At 45.2% G+C, this 16,515-nt stretch carries 14 protein-coding genes; 3 read left to right on the top strand and 11 right to left on the bottom strand.

The window, feature by feature from the left end; all coding sequences use genetic code 11:
- Positions 1-6: 6 nt before the first annotated feature.
- Positions 7-1,617 (bottom strand): glutathione ABC transporter substrate-binding protein, encoded by a 1,611-nt coding sequence (locus ACFVS2_RS03785; RefSeq protein WP_390232398.1) that lies wholly within the window; start codon positions 1,615-1,617, stop codon positions 7-9.
- A gap of 249 nt (positions 1,618-1,866) precedes the next feature.
- Here ACFVS2_RS03785 and ACFVS2_RS03780 point away from each other — a divergent pair, with 249 nt between their 5' ends.
- Both ACFVS2_RS03780 and ACFVS2_RS03775 read left to right on the top strand, forming a co-directional pair.
- A complete protein-coding gene (locus tag ACFVS2_RS03780; protein ID WP_390231096.1) occupies positions 1,867-3,879 on the top strand; it encodes a sigma-54 interaction domain-containing protein in 2,013 nt (670 codons plus the stop codon).
- An 86-nt stretch (positions 3,880-3,965) separates the two neighbouring features.
- On the top strand, positions 3,966-4,931 hold the full coding sequence (locus tag ACFVS2_RS03775; RefSeq protein ID WP_390231093.1) for a DHH family phosphoesterase: 966 nt from the start codon (positions 3,966-3,968) through the stop codon (positions 4,929-4,931).
- Positions 4,932-4,992: 61 nt separating this feature from the next.
- Here ACFVS2_RS03775 and ACFVS2_RS03770 read toward each other — a convergent pair whose 3' ends face one another.
- Positions 4,993-5,583, bottom strand: a complete 591-nt coding sequence (locus tag ACFVS2_RS03770; RefSeq protein WP_390231090.1) for a dihydrofolate reductase family protein — start codon at positions 5,581-5,583, stop codon at positions 4,993-4,995.
- Between the two features lie 162 nt (positions 5,584-5,745).
- Entirely contained in the window at positions 5,746-7,224 is a 1,479-nt protein-coding gene (locus ACFVS2_RS03765; RefSeq protein WP_390231087.1) for an Lsa family ABC-F type ribosomal protection protein, read from the bottom strand.
- 435 nt (positions 7,225-7,659) lie between these two features.
- On the opposite strand from ACFVS2_RS03765, the gene ACFVS2_RS03760 reads away from it, so the two are divergent.
- Positions 7,660-8,289: a hypothetical protein gene (locus ACFVS2_RS03760; RefSeq protein WP_390231084.1), complete on the top strand. Its 630-nt coding sequence runs from the start codon at positions 7,660-7,662 to the stop codon at positions 8,287-8,289.
- 129 nt (positions 8,290-8,418) lie between these two features.
- Here the strand turns inward: ACFVS2_RS03760 and ACFVS2_RS03755 are convergent, their stop codons facing one another.
- The 8 genes from ACFVS2_RS03755 to ACFVS2_RS03720 all read right to left on the bottom strand — a co-directional run bounded on the left by ACFVS2_RS03755 (position 8,419) and on the right by ACFVS2_RS03720 (position 16,508).
- Positions 8,419-9,267 (bottom strand): VOC family protein, encoded by an 849-nt coding sequence (locus ACFVS2_RS03755; RefSeq protein WP_390231081.1) that lies wholly within the window; start codon positions 9,265-9,267, stop codon positions 8,419-8,421.
- A gap of 215 nt (positions 9,268-9,482) precedes the next feature.
- Entirely contained in the window at positions 9,483-11,528 is a 2,046-nt protein-coding gene (locus tag ACFVS2_RS03750) for a (Fe-S)-binding protein (protein WP_390231077.1), read from the bottom strand.
- A gap of 84 nt (positions 11,529-11,612) precedes the next feature.
- Positions 11,613-12,428, bottom strand: coding sequence for an SDR family NAD(P)-dependent oxidoreductase (locus tag ACFVS2_RS03745; RefSeq protein WP_390231074.1), 816 nt, complete (start codon positions 12,426-12,428; stop codon positions 11,613-11,615).
- Between the two features lie 36 nt (positions 12,429-12,464).
- Positions 12,465-13,616, bottom strand: a complete 1,152-nt coding sequence (locus ACFVS2_RS03740) for an acyl-CoA dehydrogenase family protein (RefSeq protein ID WP_390231071.1) — start codon at positions 13,614-13,616, stop codon at positions 12,465-12,467.
- A gap of 28 nt (positions 13,617-13,644) precedes the next feature.
- The gene (locus ACFVS2_RS03735; protein ID WP_390232395.1) at positions 13,645-14,103 is read right to left on the bottom strand and encodes a MaoC family dehydratase; all 459 of its coding nucleotides are present in this window, start codon (positions 14,101-14,103) and stop codon (positions 13,645-13,647) included.
- A 2-nt stretch (positions 14,104-14,105) separates the two neighbouring features.
- Positions 14,106-14,849, bottom strand: coding sequence for an SDR family NAD(P)-dependent oxidoreductase (locus ACFVS2_RS03730; RefSeq protein ID WP_390231068.1), 744 nt, complete (start codon positions 14,847-14,849; stop codon positions 14,106-14,108).
- Between the two features lie 15 nt (positions 14,850-14,864).
- Positions 14,865-16,109 carry an acyl-CoA dehydrogenase family protein gene (locus tag ACFVS2_RS03725; RefSeq protein WP_173617674.1) on the bottom strand — a complete coding sequence of 415 codons (1,245 nt, stop codon included), beginning with the start codon at positions 16,107-16,109 and terminating at the stop codon, positions 14,865-14,867.
- Between the two features lie 18 nt (positions 16,110-16,127).
- Positions 16,128-16,508, bottom strand: a complete 381-nt coding sequence (locus ACFVS2_RS03720) for a MaoC/PaaZ C-terminal domain-containing protein (RefSeq protein ID WP_390231064.1) — start codon at positions 16,506-16,508, stop codon at positions 16,128-16,130.
- Positions 16,509-16,515: the final 7 nt, after the last annotated feature.

The raw sequence follows: 16,515 nt of genomic DNA, 5'->3' as shown, positions 1-16,515 counted from the left end.
ACTAACTTATTGTTTGTATGCAGCCTGGAGACGAACTGTATCAAGAGTAACCCCAACATCCAAGACATTTTTCCGTTTTGCGATCACCACATCCGGGACGTACAGGAATATCCATGGAGCCTCATCCATGATAACTTTTTGTGCTTCGATGTATTTTTTCTGTGCCATGCTGTTGTCCGTTGCTTTTAATGCTTCATTTAGCAGCTGATCGACTTGTTGGTTCTGATAATAGCCAGAGTTATTATAGTTCGGTGGAATTCTGTCAGAGGCAAAGTTTGGTCTCATTCCCCAATCCGCTTCAGCAGTACCCGTACCCCATCGCCCGATATACAAGTCAGTACCCTCTCCGGCATCCAGCCTTTCAAATAGCGTGCCGCTCTCGTAAGCTTGCACCTCTACTTTGATCCCTACAGCTTGTAGCTGCATCTTGATATTTTCAGCAATCGCGACGAATTCCGTTGAATTGCGCGTCCACAACGTAGCTGCGAAACCATCTGAATAACCCGCTTCCGTCAATAGTTGTTTCGCTTTGTCAACGTTGTACAGATAGCTTTGCTGTTTCGCGTAGCCTTTCACCAATGGCGAAAGCGGTGAGTCGGCAGCTGTGCCATATCCGTCAGCAACCTGACTAATCAACTGTTCTTTGTTTATCGCGTAGTTCATCGCCTGCCGCACCCGCTTGTCCTTGTACTTATCCAGCTTTGTATTCATACCGACATAAATCATATTGAGCGATGGACCAGAGTAAACATCCAGATTCGCGTCTTTCCCTATCGTTCGTGCATCCAGTGTCGGCAAACTTGTCACGATGTCTACTTCTCCAACTTTTAGCATATTGACCCTCGTACTCGCCTCCGTCACAGGCTTAAACAGAATCGCTGCTAGCTTTGCCGGTTTCTCTTTATCCCAGTAACCATCAAAAGCAACTACCTTCACAAACTGCCCGTTCTTCCATTCGCGGAATTGATACTGCCCAGTACCCACTGGATTCCGGTCCAAATTGTATTTCGGATCATCGATCTTTTTTTGCAATTCTTTCAGCGATTTAAAGCTGGCTGAAGGATGTGCCATATAGGCTACCATCGCTGAGTTGGGTTCGTTCGCCGTAACCGTTATCGTGTACGGGTCTACGACGGTAACCTCCTTGATAAATCCAAAGAAGCTCGCTCGCGCCATGCCATTCTCCTTGTTACGCACGTAATCCAGATTCTTTTTCACTACATCAGCATCAAAGACTGTGCCGTCATGAAAAAGAATTCCTTTTCGCAAGTGAAAAGTAAGGGTTGTTGCATTAGCGTTTAATTCGTAATCGGTTGCAAGAACAGGGACAACCTCTCCGTTTTCATTCAGCGTAAGCAGTCCTTCGAACATCGTGGACAAAATGTGTAGCGTGTTGCTATCCGTGGAATTCCAAGGATCAAGTGAGGTGGCCTCCGCTTCAAGAGCCACTATTAATTCCGCATTTCGTACTGCCTTTGCTGGTACTTCTTGTTGTTGAGCATTTCCAGGCGCTGATCCGCTTGTTGGCGGGGGTTGACCAGAATTGCTCGTACAGGCGGATAGCATGGCTGTTGCCATCAAAAAGCTGACTGTGAGTAAGCACACTCTTCTTCTCATCTGCACGTAAATCTCTCCCCTTTCTATCAATAAAGTGAAACTACTGAATTAATTAGCATGATCTATGCCAAAAAAAATAGGCAGCAGTCTATGCTGCTTCCTCGTCCTGAACCGTTGATATTTGCTGGTTTTCTCCATCAATTAATCGTGCAATGAAATACTATTTGGTTTACGATATAGAATATTCGGTTATTTCTTGCAATTAATTCAACCAAACACACCCAAATAACCAAAAGCGAGGAAGGCATGATGAACGAATTCATTTTACTAGCTGGCAGCAAAGACACCCGAATCGCGCTTGTCAATCAACTTCAGGAGATTATGGACGGGTATGTGCGGATGAGTAGTTATTCCGTCGAGGAGAAGCTTCCAACATCCCTTCATAATCAATTGGTCGTCCTCTCCCACCCGCTCGTATTAGAAGAGCCAAAAATAAGAGCATGCCTTGGAACAAATTGCAAGCTCATCATCGCCAATAGGATCATCAATTACGAAAACATCGACAGGCTCTTATACTTACCAGCTGGAACCAAAGCTTATTACGTCAATGACTCCTTAGAAACATGTTTGGAGTCCATTGAATCACTGAAAAAGCTGGGGATTGACCACATTCATTACATACCGTATTATCCCGGCATTCCGCACGTAGAAAAAATTGATCTCGCAGTGACACCAGGGGCGTTCGAGCTAATCCCTGACCATGTTCAAGATGTAGTGAGTATCGGTCCCCGCCTGATGGACATCTCGACGATTCATCAAATACTCGACCATTTCCAACTGAACGGGCCAGGAGATGTGATCTCTCAGCGCTATTTGCGTAAAATCATTCAATTGAGCAAGCGGCTGGCTGATGCCAACCAGATCGCCACAGATTTGAATAAGCATTTGAATGAGGTGCTGGATGGCGTAAACGACGGGATCTTGACAATTACGCAAGATGGCAAGATCACGGTCTTCAATGAGGAGCTCGGCCTTCTGCTCGGTGTCTCTGCCAAGCGTGTTATTGGCAGACATATTCGTGATGTCATGGGTCATCCTGAGCTCATCGACTTTTTATTTACCCTCTCACAGGAAGAGGATCGCTGGTTTACGTTCGGTGAGGTTGAAGTCATTGTTCACCGCTTCCCTTTAAACAATGACCAATCACTCGTCGCTACGTTCAAGAATGCGAGAAAGACAATCGAGTTGGAAAGATCGCTGCGCTCCGAATTGAAAAAGAAAGGCTTTGTGGCCAAATACACATTTGACGATATGATTGGGGAAAGCTCAATCCTCACGTGCACAAAGGAAAAGGCAAAAAAACTGGCAAAAACAGACCTCACCCTCCTGATCCAAGGAGAGAGCGGCACGGGCAAGGAACTTTTTGCGAGTGCCATCCACAACGCATCGCTGCGGGATAAGAGGCCTTTTCTCGCTGTCAATTTCAGCGCCATTTCTGAGGATTTGATGGAAAGCGAGCTGTTCGGCTATGATGACGGTGCATTCACAGGGGCTAAAAAAGGTGGAAAAGTTGGCTTGTTCGAGCAAGCAAACGGCGGCACGATCTTTTTGGACGAAATCGGTGACAGTAGCCTGAAGCTACAGGCACGACTTCTGCGGGTCCTGCAGGAAAAAGAGATTATGCGCATCGGGGGAAGCCAAATCATTCCAATCGATGTTCGGATCATTGCTGCCACTAACAAAAATTTGCTGCATATGATCGAACAAGGGACTTTTCGGGAAGATTTGTATCATCGGCTACGTGTTCTCTTTGTCGATCTCCCCTCCCTGCGAACTCGAACCGATGACATCCCGCTGCTCGTTCGGCATTTTATCCGACAAAGCGTACACCCACAAGTGACTATCAAGCCGGAAGTCATCGAGAGGCTCACTACCCTACCGTGGTTTGGAAATGTGCGGGAGTTAAAGAACACCATCGATTACATGCTGGCTGTCTGTGACGAGGATATCATCCAAATTGAGGACATGCCGTGGGAAAATAGCTTTTTAAAAAGCGATCATTCACATACCGAAGCGCCGGTCATTCCTGATGAAGAAGACGAGCTGCTGCTTATCTTACGGAGTATTCAAACCATCGCTGAACGTGGTGAAAGGCCAAATCGACGGAAAATAACTGAAATGAGCACAGATTGGGCAAAGCCACTGAGCGAGCAGCAGATTCGCAGCCGATTGGATGTGCTGGAATCGAGAGGATATATTGTGAAAAGCCGAGGGCCTTTTGGGACGAGGTTAACCGAAGCTGGATTAAGGGTATTGAAATAAAGAGGGTCTAACTATTGCAGTCATGGGAAAAATGATTCATGGTAGTGAAATACGAAATACGGACTCATTTAGTAAGGAGATGCCTGATGAATCATCAAAAAATCATTCATTTTAGTGACAAGGACTTGGATGGCGTATCATGTGCGATCCTGAGCCAGATTGCTTTTTCCAGTCAAGAAGTCGATTCGCGTGGGGTAACTCCTTACACGGTCAATCAAGAAGTACAGAAGTTTATCGAAGAAGAACTTACCTCCGATATGTATGTTGTAATTACCGATGTGAGTGTCAATGACGAGGTCGCCACACTCATTCAGAAAAAGGTCGATCAGGGACATGCGTTTGTTTTGATCGATCATCACCCAACCGCCCTGCCACTGGCTTCCAAGTACGAATGGGCAAACGTTATCACGGAAGAAGCGGGGAAAAAGACCTCGGCAACGAGCCTTTATTATGATTACCTAGTAACCCAGGGATATTTGACTCCTACTGACGTTCTCTCTGACTATGTGGAGCTGGTTCGTGCCTTTGATACGTGGGACTGGGATGCAACCGGTACTGTTCAAGCCAATCAGCTGAACATTTTATTCTATATGGTCGAGCGAGACACGTTTGTTCAAAACGTGCTGGGACGCTTGCGTGGTGAAGGTGCTGATACGGATCAATTTGTATTTGACGAAGTAGAATCGATCCTCATCTATACAGAAGAAAAACGAATTGATGAATTTGAGCAAAAAAAGCTGAAGCAAATGAAGCTGATTCCGGTAGAAATCGATTTAGACGAGCCAAAAACGTATCAAGTGGGCGTGGTTTTCCTCGAACAATATCACTCCACAACAGGCAATTTCTTATGTAAGAATGCGGAAATGATTGATTTCGTCGCGATGCTCGATCCTGGGAAAGGCAGAATCAGCTTTCGAACCATTCGCGAAGACGTGAATCTGTCTGTGATCGCCCAGCATTACGGTGGTGGTGGTCATCCAAAGGCTTCTGGATGTTCCTTTACGGGTGTTACGTTAAAGGCTTTCGTGTACCCTGCTTTACGTACGAATTAGAGCAAAAAACAATAAGTCCAATTTCTCCATCCGTGAAATGAGAAATTGGACTTTTTTTGTTTTATTCTCCTTGTGCCTCTCCGATCTCATATCGCAGTTGAATGGAACCACTTTTTCCGTAAAGCTTTGTTTCTATCAGCTTCATGTCGTGACGTGTATGGATGTTGTCAAAATAATATTTGCCGCTGCCCATTAAGACCGGATGAATAATGATTCGGAGTTCATCCAGCAAACCAGCATTGATCAAACTTTGAACAAGACCCGCGCTTGCAGGAACAATGATATCACCCTTGATTTGTTTTTTTAGCTCCTTTATTTTCGTCATGACATCAGAATGAAGGAGTGTAACCGTAGCGGCGTAGTCCCCCCAATGAACTTCCGTTAGCTCACTATTATTGGTTGCTACAAACTTTTGTGTCTTATTCATAGCATCAGCCCACTCTCCCTCTTGGAACGGCCAATAGCTTGCAAAACCTTCATAGGTGACTCGCCCCATCAAGATTGCGTCGACCTTCTGGAAGAACGCAAGACCATCCTCTGTGGCGTCCATGATTCCAGGCAACGCCCAGCTAACCATATTGTCTTCTTCTCCTGTCGGCCCCGTATAGATACCATTCAATGTGCTGCTTACATTTGCAATTATTTTCCCCATCGGATCTCCGCCATTCTTTCATATAGTATTATCTAAAAATTAACACATTTCACTACTTAGTATTTCTTCTCGATTGCTCAAATTTCCCTTCCGACAAAAAAAGAAGGTAGGAAAACGAAACGGTTCTCCCCACCTTCTTTCTTTTAGACACTTTTCGTCCTATTACAGTTCAACAATCTTTGTAGCGATGTTATTGCAAAATTCCCTGTCATGCTCTACAAAAAGAATCGTTGGCGAATGTTCGAGGAGCAGCTCCTCGATTTGCATGCGAGAAATGACGTCAATAAAGTTTAGCGGCTCATCCCAAATATGAAGATGTGCTTTCTCGCAAAGACTTTTCGCAATGAGTACTTTCTTCTTCTGCCCGCCACTAAAAGCGGAGATATCCTTCTCGAATTGCACCCGGGAAAAATCCAGCTTGCGCAATATTGATTTAAACAAGCTCTCTTCGATCCCGTTGTCTCGCGCAAAGTCAGTGAGATTGCCCTTTAGATGGGAAGTGTCTTGAGAAACATACGAGATTTTCAATTGACTCCCCTTTCTGAAGGTCCCCGTTTGTTGGATGTTCTCTCCGCAAATGAGCTTGAGAATGCTGGATTTTCCAGAACCGTTCTTTCCCGCCAGCGCAATGCGCTCTCCTTGCTCAATCGTAAAGTTGACATCTGCGCAAACGAGCTTCTCTCCGTAATAAATCGAGACCTTCTCCAGTTCGGCTAGTTGATTTTTATGATAAGCAAGCTGTGCAATTTTTAAGCTATCCTGGTTTTCAATGTTTTTCAACAGCTTCGATTTGTCATCAATCGCGGAATGCTGTCGTTTCTCAATCGACTTGGAGCGTTGCATCATTTTCGCAGCCTTGTGTCCAATATACCCTTTGTCTACTTTGGAACCAGAATTTAATGTCCCGTTTTTTGTCTTTTCCACAGCGTCCGACCAGTTGCTTGTACGTTTGGCTGCGTCCGACAAGCGTTTAATGTCTTTTTTGAGCTTCTCATTCTCAGCGAGTTCATAGTTATCCTGTCTCTGTTTATTTTCCCACCAATCAGAGAAATTCCCTTTTTGCACCTCGATGTTCGTCTTGTTGATGGACAGGATGTGATCGACACAGTTGTCTAGAAATGCCCGGTCGTGAGACACCAAAATATAACCGCTTTTGGAATGAAGATAATCACTGACGAGCTCCCTTGCATGCATGTCGAGATGATTGGTTGGCTCATCAATTAACAAAAAACTGTTTTCCTTTAGAAATAAGGCGGCTAACATCACTTTCGTTTGCTCCCCGTTAGACAAAGATTCAAAGGGACGATAGAGAACATCCTCAGAAACCTTTAAGAGGGAGAACTCGCGCATTAATTCCCATAACTGATAGTCAGGGACAATGTCTTGAACGATATCAATGGTCAGATATTCTTTGTTCTCGACTTGGAAAGGAAAGTATTCAAAGCTGACATGAGCACTAATCTTTCCACTGTATTCATATTTACCAAGCAACAGATTGAGAAAGGTCGTCTTCCCTCTCCCGTTTCTTCCCGTAAAGCCCAATTTCCAATCCGTATCGATTTGGAAGCTCACGTTTTCAAAAATGTTATCGAAACTGCCTTCATAGGCAAACGTCAAGTTATTTACATTGATTAATGACATACAATCGTCCTCCTGTATAAAAATAGAAAAGCTACAAGAAAGTTACCCTCTCTTGTAGCTCAAATAAATACAGCAAATCCAACTCAAACAAGAGTTAGATATGGATATATTGATTGAGTGAAAAGATAATGTAACTTTCTTGCGTATAAAGAATAAAACATGCGAAGGATTTCGCTTTTTTGTTTTATTTTTTAGGCAAGAAAAGAATCCATTATACCTTTCAGCTCCCGTCATTAAGTTACCAGCATTGTATCATATCCAAATTTTAGTTTCAACAGGTTTCGCTTTTTATAATTCTGACGGCACGACTCCCTCGACCACTTAGGACCAAGAATATTTTTCCATAAAAAGAAGGAATTTTAAATTTTGTTTTGAATTCTCATACTTATTGAAATTCATTTTTTACTTATTGCATTCATATGGAGGAGTACAGCTATGAAAAAAGTGGTAAGAAGTCTGGGTATTCTCGTCTTGGCATCATCATTCCTGTTCGTCCCGACTCAAGCAGTAGATGCGGTAGGAAAAGGAAAAGACTCTATCGTCCGTCCACAAAAATATATCTTTGAAGGAAACTGGCGGTACGGTGATACGTTAGTAGTGGCATACGATACTTTCTTTCCGAATGGATGGATTTCGATTGAAAAAGAGCCACATCGTGGAACACAGCGTGGATATGAAATAGCAAAATATATTGTTGGCGCTAATTATGGGCAAGTGGAAAGAAGCTTAAGCTTTAACATCCCTTCTGGTTGGGTAGAAATCGGTCGAGGTTATAACAGCAAGAGACAGGCTTATATAGATATCAGAAATGAGAATAAAAAACGCTACCAACCTCAAGAGCTGGAGAATAAATGGGTCGGTACCGGCCAGCCTGTACCATATGGCTGGGTCGTGGTAAATGTTAGTCTCTATGAAAAACATATCGTAAATATCACCAGTATCCCTACTGAATCCAGCATTGAAGCAGTCAAGCATCCTTCGCCAGCCTTTGCTTATGAAATCCCAAGAGGCTGGGAAATCACTGTAGATGGAGAGCATTCTCGAATTCTTACAAGAAAGTACTAATCATAACGGATACAATCTGTTACGAATTGAGATAATGAAACGACCTGTAGGTAGCCCGATGGAAAACCATTCGTGCAACCCACAGGTCGTTTTCGTTATTCGAAAGGAAAACTCTCCTGCGGCTTCCAATCAAATGTGCAGTTGAATCCGATTGCCAGAAGGATCCTCCGTAACAAAATGACCGCTCTCCTCCTGAACAGATGCGCCGATTTCTCTTAACTGAGTGATTACACGATGTCTCGCTTCCTCATTCGGGAACACCATGACAAACGATTCAAGTCCTGGGCTCTTAGGATGTGGCGGTGGAGCACCAACACCCGCCCACGTGTTCAACGCGATATGATGATGGTACTTTCCAGTGGAAATGAACAGTGCCTGTTCTCCATATCGGTTCACTACCTCAAAGCCAAGTCCTTTGGTATAAAAATGTTCAGCTGCATTCAACCTCGATACATGCAGATGAATATGTCCCATGATGGTACCAGCAGGCAGACCCTTCCACGCGCTTTCTTCCCCACTGGACAACAAATCTGTAAAATTCAATGGTTCCGTTGCCATGTCTACGGTGCCCTCATGCCAGCTCCATTGATCAGAATCACGATCGGCATAAATTTCAATCCCATTTCCATCCGGGTCCGATAAGTATAGCGCTTCACTAACGAGATGATCCGAAGACCCGATACGCATATTCAACGCAGAGAAGTGTCTCACTACGTTTGCCAAATCAGAGCGTTTTGGCAACAATAGCGCAAAATGATACAAACCTGTCGTATGATTTTGTTTCGGTAATGCATCATGGAGTTGCTCGATAGAAAGCAACGCGGTTTTGCCGTCCGTTGTCAGTTCCGCCTTTGTGGCAGATTGGTTCAAGATTTTGAATCCGATCACTTCCTGATAATAAGCCAGGGAGCGATCCAGGTTTTGCACCTTGAGATTGACTTGTCGGACAAACGTATGGGGACTTTGATGAAAATTCATAAGCGTGTTCCTCCTCGTTTATATACATGAGCGTTCTTCGTACTACTGTCAAGCTGACCATAAACGACTGTATCTATTCAGTGATGGAGTTGCGCTGTAACTTACTATTCGTAATAAAGTTACCATAATACATCTGATGCCAATTGTCACGAAAAATCCTCCCCAAACAAAAAAAGAGCGGTCTCTCGCTCTTTTCTTTGACGTTCTTTTATCTTTTAGATCGCTTTCTCTACGATTTCTGCAATGTCCAGAGTTTTGACGAGGTGCTCCATTTCTTTTGCCTTTATCCCGTCACTCATCATCGTGAGACAGTATGGACAGTTACTGCCGATTGTCGTTGGATTCAGACGGAGTGCCTGCTCCGTACGCTCAATATTGACCCGTTTTCCTTGTGTTTCTTCCATCCACATCATCCCGCCACCTGCCCCGCAGCACATCGCATCTTTTTTGTTGCGCGCCATCTCCAGCACTTGAACGCCCGGAATGTGGGTAAGGATTTGCCGCGGGATATCGTAAATATCGTTATAGCGTCCAATGTAACAGGAGTCGTGATAAGCGATGGATTCTTCGACTTCCTTCGTCGGCTTGATCCGCCCTTCCTGTATCCACTTCCAGATCAATTCTGTATGATGATAGACTTCTGCCTCCAAACCGAATTCTGGATATTCATGCTTAAACGTGTTGTACGTATGTGGGCAAATCGTGACGATCTTCTTTACGCCATATACTTGGAAGTTCGCGATGTTTTCCTGGCAGAGCTGCTGGAATAAAAACTCGTTCCCCATCCGGCGGGCTGTATCCCCGGAATTCCGTTCCTCATTGCCCAGAACAGCAAAGGAAATACCTGCCGTATTCATAATTTTAACGAAAGCCTGTGCGATCTTTTGGCTGCGAAGATCAAACGATCCCATGGAGCCGACAAAGAATAAATATTCGAACTCCTCTATCTCACTCACGGTAGGCACATGGATGTCTTCCCGCCCCTCTCGCCACTTCAACCGTTCTTTACGGTTAATTCCCCACGGATTGCTTTGTCGTTCGATATTTTGGAAATAGCGAGATGCTTCATGCGGCATACTACCTTCCGTTAACACGAGATAACGACGCATATCAATAATTTTTTCCACATGCTCATTCGCAACCGGACATTGGTCCTCGCAATTTCTGCACGTCGTACAAGCCCATAGCACTTCTTCTGTAATGACGTCCCCAATCAACTCGGGCGCTTGTTCTACGGTAACAGCCACTTCATCGTGCATGGGAAAGCTCCCTCTTGCCTGCGCAAACACAAAGGATGGCATCCATGCTGTACGTGATGTAATCGATGTGCCTTTTTCCGTCAAATGATCACGCATTTTTACAATCAGATCCATCGGCGATAACGTTTTGCCTGTACCGGAAGCAGGACACATATTGGTGCATCTGCCGCATTCCACGCAAGCGTACAGGTCGATCAGCTGATTTTGCCGGAAATCCTCGATCTTTCCGACGCCATAAGTCTCTTGCTTTTCATCCTCAAAATCAATGGATGTAAGCTTCCCGACAGGTTTGGTATCGCGCAGCATGATATTTACAGGAGCGAATAGTACATGCGCGTGCTTGGATTGCGGGACATAGACCATAAACGCAAGTAGCGTAAGTAGATGAACCCACCAAAACAGATAGAACAGTGCACCAGCTATTTCAGGATGCATGCCAGCGAACAAGCTAGCGATCAACGATGAGATGGGAGCATAAGCCCCACCTAAATCTCCCAGCCATAGATGCTCAAAGGCCAAGGTAAAGAAAATCGAGAGCATCAGTGATGTTAAAAAGATAATCACGAGCCCTGATTTAAACCCTCGTTTCAGACGCTTTACTTTCTCGATATAGCGACGATAGTAGGCATAACCAACGGCGAGTAGCACGAGAAAAGTCGTTATCTCCTGACTGAGACTGAAATACTTGTGAGCCTCTCCTATCGGGTATTCAAAGCCCTTGACGAACCCTTTGATAATGAGTTCAATCGCCCCAAACTGAAGAATGATGAAGCCGTAAAACATGATGATATGCATGACACCGCTTTTCGGGTCTTTCAGCAGCTTTGTTTGGCCGAATACTTGCGTGAGAAATTCATTGATCCGTATCGCAGCATCCTTCTTCAGGATTGCTTTTTTGCCGAGCTTGATAAAGACGATTCGGCTGTACACGATTTGTACGAATAAGTATGTGGCATACCCTGTTATGGCGAGAAATGCTACAAAGTTTAGGAAGGATAACATCGATGAACCTCCTCAAGTAGGACGGGCAAATAATCGGAGCCTCTTTTCATGCATCGATTATTTGCTTGGGAAGCCTATTTCTCCTTACGTATAAGAACCGCCGTTGATTTGCAGGACTTGACCGTTGACATAATTGGAAAGCGGAGAAGCCAGATACAAAATGCCGGCGGCAGCTTCCTTCGCATCTCCAGGACGCTTTTGCGGAATTTTATCGATAAACATATTTCGGACTTTCTCCGGAATACCTAGCTGTACACCGTCAATGACCTCAGCCTCTTCCTTCGGTTTTGTCAGGCGTGTATCAATAAAACCAAAGGCAACCGCGTTAGCATTGATGTTGAATTTTCCCCACTCAAGGGCAACGACTTTTGTTAAACCGATAACGCCAGCCTTGGCAGATGCATAATTGGCTTGTCCCACATTCCCCCGTATTCCTGCAACGGACGAAACGTTGATAATTTTTCTGTGATGAGTAATGCCTTGTTCGATCTCTTCTTTGGCTGCATCCCGCATATAGGGGGCCGCTTCGCGGATCAGACGGAAAGGCGCCACGAGATGGATATCCAGAATGGTATAAAATTGTTCATCCGTCATGTTATGAATCATGTTGTCTAAGGTAAGTCCGGCATTGTTGACTAAAATGTCTAGTCTTCCAAATGCAGAGATGCTTGTTTCGGTTATCTTTTTCGCGAAATCTGCTTCCGTTACATCCCCGCAAAACAAGACCGCTTCTCCGCCTTTTTGCTTGATTTCTGAGACGACTTCGGCCGCTGGCGCTTCGTCTTTATCGCTAACGACAACGCGAGCTCCCTGTTCTGCAAGCATCAAGGCAGTTTCTCGTCCGACACCGCGTCCCGACCCTGTAACGATCGCCACTTGATTTTCTAGCATATTCTTCATAGAGACCTCCTTTTGGTATGTAAAATGAACTCCCCTTTATGAAAATGCCGATATCCCTAGGATCTCTCTTCCCATGATCAGTTTTTGAATCTCATTCGTTCCTTCCGCGATCGTGAAATAACGGATATCGCGGTAGTAGCGTTCAACCGGAAATTCTTTTGTATAGCCGTAGCCACCGTGAATTTGCATCGCTTCTTCAGCGACTTTCAATACCTTTTCTGTCGCGAAGTATTTGGCCATCGAGCATTCTACTTTGCACGGTTTTCCTTCATCGAGTAAATGACTCGCTTGGAGGCCGAGCAGACGCATAGCACTCGTCAGTGTCACCATTTCACTGATTTTGGCTTGAATCAGTTGAAAGCTGCCGATCGGTTTTCCGAATTGAACGCGTTCCTTGGCATACTTCACGGAAGCATCTACACATGCTTGAGCAATTCCAGTGGAGATAAAGGCAACCATCGCCCGTGCTCCATTGAGGAATTTCAGCCCCTGTCTCAAACCATCTCCGACGGTACCCAGTAGGTTTTCTGCCGGAATCTCACAATCCTCGAAAATGAGCTCAGCAAACGGGCAGCTCGTTGTTCCCATTTTTTCAATCGGCTTGGCTTGATAAGGAGAGATTTCTTTTTCAATGATGAAAGCGGCAATCCCTTTATTCCCTTTGGTTTTGTCCGTTTGAACAATGACGATGCCGATTTCCCCTTCTACACCGTTCGTGATAAACATTTTGGAGCCATTCAGGACCCATTTGTCTCCTCGTCGCTCTGCCCGGGTTTGAATGCTGGATGTATCGGAACCGACATTCGGCTCAGTCAAGGCAAAGAACCCAAATTTTTCACCCTTCAGTAATGGTCCTAAAAACTTCTTACGCTGTTCTTCTGTTCCGTATTCGTAAATGTGCGTCAACACCGAGTTGGAGAGTCCCACTGTTGCGCGCAACGACGGCCAGACTCTGGATAGCTCCTCGATCATCGTGAAGTACGTCGTGTAAGTAAGCCCGTGCCCACCTGCTTCCTCAGGAAGTTGCCCCCCGAGATACCCAAATGGGACGAGTCTTTGGACGATTTCTTTGGATACCGCCTTACCTGATTTCTCATAGCTGTCAACCATAGGAAGTATTTCTTTTTCCAAAAATTTGCGCACCGTATCTCGAATCATCGTTTGCTCATCGGTTAATGCGAGAGACATTATATTCACCTCTTTGCATCAAGTTGGTCTACTTTCTTCGAATCAACATCGGCGTGGTTCCTTCTTGGACAACCTCTCCTCGCTGATTGAGCATCTTGCGTTTGAAATACACAATCCCACGATCAGGCTTGCTCGTTTGTTCTTTTTCTACAATTTCGACTTCCAAATGGATGGTGTCTCCTATTTTGAGCGGTCCGAGAAAACGCCAGGATTGAATACCTAATAAAGCGAGCAGGGACGGGGCTATCCTTCTATTCAGCTCCGTCCTCGTAAACAATCCGGAGGAAACTGCCAATCCTAACAGACCATGAGCAATGCGTTCACCATAAATCGTGCTCTTGGCGTATTCCGCGTCCACATGGAGTGCATTATAGTCCCCTGACAAACCAGCAAAATTGACCACATCGGCTTCCGTAATGGTTCGAGCGGGGGATGTAAAGCATGTTCCCACCTCAAAGTCTTCAAAATATAAGATTTGTTCTGACATATTCAACCGAATCGTCCTCCGGACACATGCAGAATATCACCTGAAATATAGGAAGACTCGTCAGAAGAGAAAAACAGGACGGCGTTCGCTACATCATCAGGTAAGCCAACTCGTGGAATCGGCGTGTCTCTTTTTTGTAATTCCTTGATCTTTTCGTATTTGGGATGGCTTTTTAGCGCGTCTGTTTCAATAAGACCAGGTGCAATCGCATTCACATTTATGTTGTGCTTTCCTAGCTCCTTGGCGAGTGATCGGGTTAAGCCAATGATTCCTGCCTTTGCGGAGGAGTAGTTTGCTTGGCCTGGATTTCCCAGGTAGGCACGGGATGAAATATTGACTATCTTCCCGTATTGCTGCTCGATCATATATGGCGCAGCATATTTCGCGCAAAGGAAGGCTCCTTTCAGACATACATCCAGTACTTGATCCCAATCATCCTCATGCATGTCTGTGATTTTCATATCCCGTACGATTCCTGCGTTGTTGATGAGTATGTCCACTCTGCCATACGCCTGTACGGTCTTTTCGATTAACTTTTCGGTATCCTCGGCTTTGGTTACATCCACTACCGAAGTGATGGCACGTCCCCCAGCCCGGTTGATTTCGAAAGAAGTCTCTTCACAAAGTTGGTTATGAATATCAGCTACAGTAACCAGTGCTCCCTCTTGGGCGAATTTTTGGATGATCGCTTTGCCAATTCCTTTTCCTGCGCCAGTGACGATAGCTACTTTCCCTTGAAATCTCATTTCGTTCCTCCCGTTCTACTGAAAGCTTTGATCGCCTTGGAGCAAGCGTCTGGCAATCGTACGCTTTTGGATTTCCGTCGTACCGTCTGGAATTCGCAAGGTTCTTGCCCATCTCCATACTTTTTCCAGCTTCATTTCATTCGTTAAGCCCATGCCGCCGTGGATTTGCATGCATCTGTCCACAACGTTTTGCACCATTTCTGTGCAATAGGCTTTGATCATCGAGATTTCCTTAAGCGGGAGCTTTTCTTGATTTTCCATTTTCCACGCGCAGTGAAGCAGCATATTTCGAGCTGCATAGATCTCCATTGCGCAATCTGCAAGCATGATTTGGATCGCCTGATGGTTCCCGATCGTGACGCCAAACGTCTTTCGTTCATTGGCGTATTGGATCGCTTTGTCCAACGCCCATTGTGCTGCACCCACACATAACGCTGCCATGACGATCCTTCCGAGATCAACGCCGTGCAAGGCTTTGCCGAACCCTTGATGCAAGTCCCCGATAATAAACTTTTCATGTACTCTCGCATTTTCCATGGAGATGATGCCGATGCGCGAGCCTAAGTGTCCCATATACGGAATAGATGAGGTAGCTACGCATGTTTTGCCATCAAACGGGACAAGGAAGCAGGTAATTCCGCCCTTTCTTTTTTCCACCAAATCCGGATCAGTCACAGCGAAAATAATCGCGTATTTGGCGTAATGTGCATTCGTAATCCACTGCTTCGTACCATTCAGAACCCAGTAGTCACCATCCTTCACCGCTTTCGTTTTGATGGCCCATACATCTGAGCCTGCGTCTGGTTCACTCAGACCAAAGCATAAGGTAGCCTCACCTTTTGCGATACTGGGTAATAGCTCTGCCTTGGTATCAGGGTGCATCCCCAACAGCACAGGTGTCAGTCCGCCTGTAAACAGACCAGCCGGGAAAATCTCCATGACTAATGGATCTAGCCCGTATTTTTTCAAGATGGCTTCATGAATCAAAGCAACAGCGATCGGTCCAAATTCATCTCCCGTTCCACCCAGCTCAGGATCACCAAACATCGTGTAAAATCCGGCTTCGGCTGATTTTAAGCGAACTTGTTTTAACGCTTCTTGTATCCCCGGTGAATACAAGCCGTTTTCGTCGTAAAAATATCTTTCATTTTCCAGCTCTTTTTGATATTTCTTACGAAGCGGGTCAATTTCTACTTCAACGAATCGATAAATCGCAGAGATGACCTCTTTGATTTCCTCCGAAACTTGAAAACTGATCATGAGTGATATCCTCCTTTGTTACCCTTTTCTAACTTCGAACTGGGCACTGACCTTTACTTCTCCTACTTCATTGACGGCTTCTGCTTCACATAGCCAGCGATCTTCCTTTTCGGCTACTGCGGAGCCATTTACGATGATTTTTTCTCCCGGTCGCGTCATGCCTCGAAACCGAACGGAGAACTTCAGGAGATCGTCTGCTTGAAACCACGTATGGATGGCTTGCCCGACAAAACCCATGATCATCATGCCATGTGCGATGACGCCACCAAGCCCCACTGTTTCGGCAACGGGCACTACCGTATGAATAGGATTGAAATCACCTGAAGCCCCGGCATATCGTACCAGTTGGCTATGCGTGATTTCTTCTTTATATAGCGGTTCGAATGGTTTACCGATCATGCTCATT

It is taken from the genome of Brevibacillus sp. NPDC058079, from assembly GCF_042885155.1.
Lineage (GTDB): Bacteria > Bacillota > Bacilli > Brevibacillales > Brevibacillaceae > Brevibacillus.
This window is presented reverse-complemented; position numbering and strand designations above follow the sequence as displayed.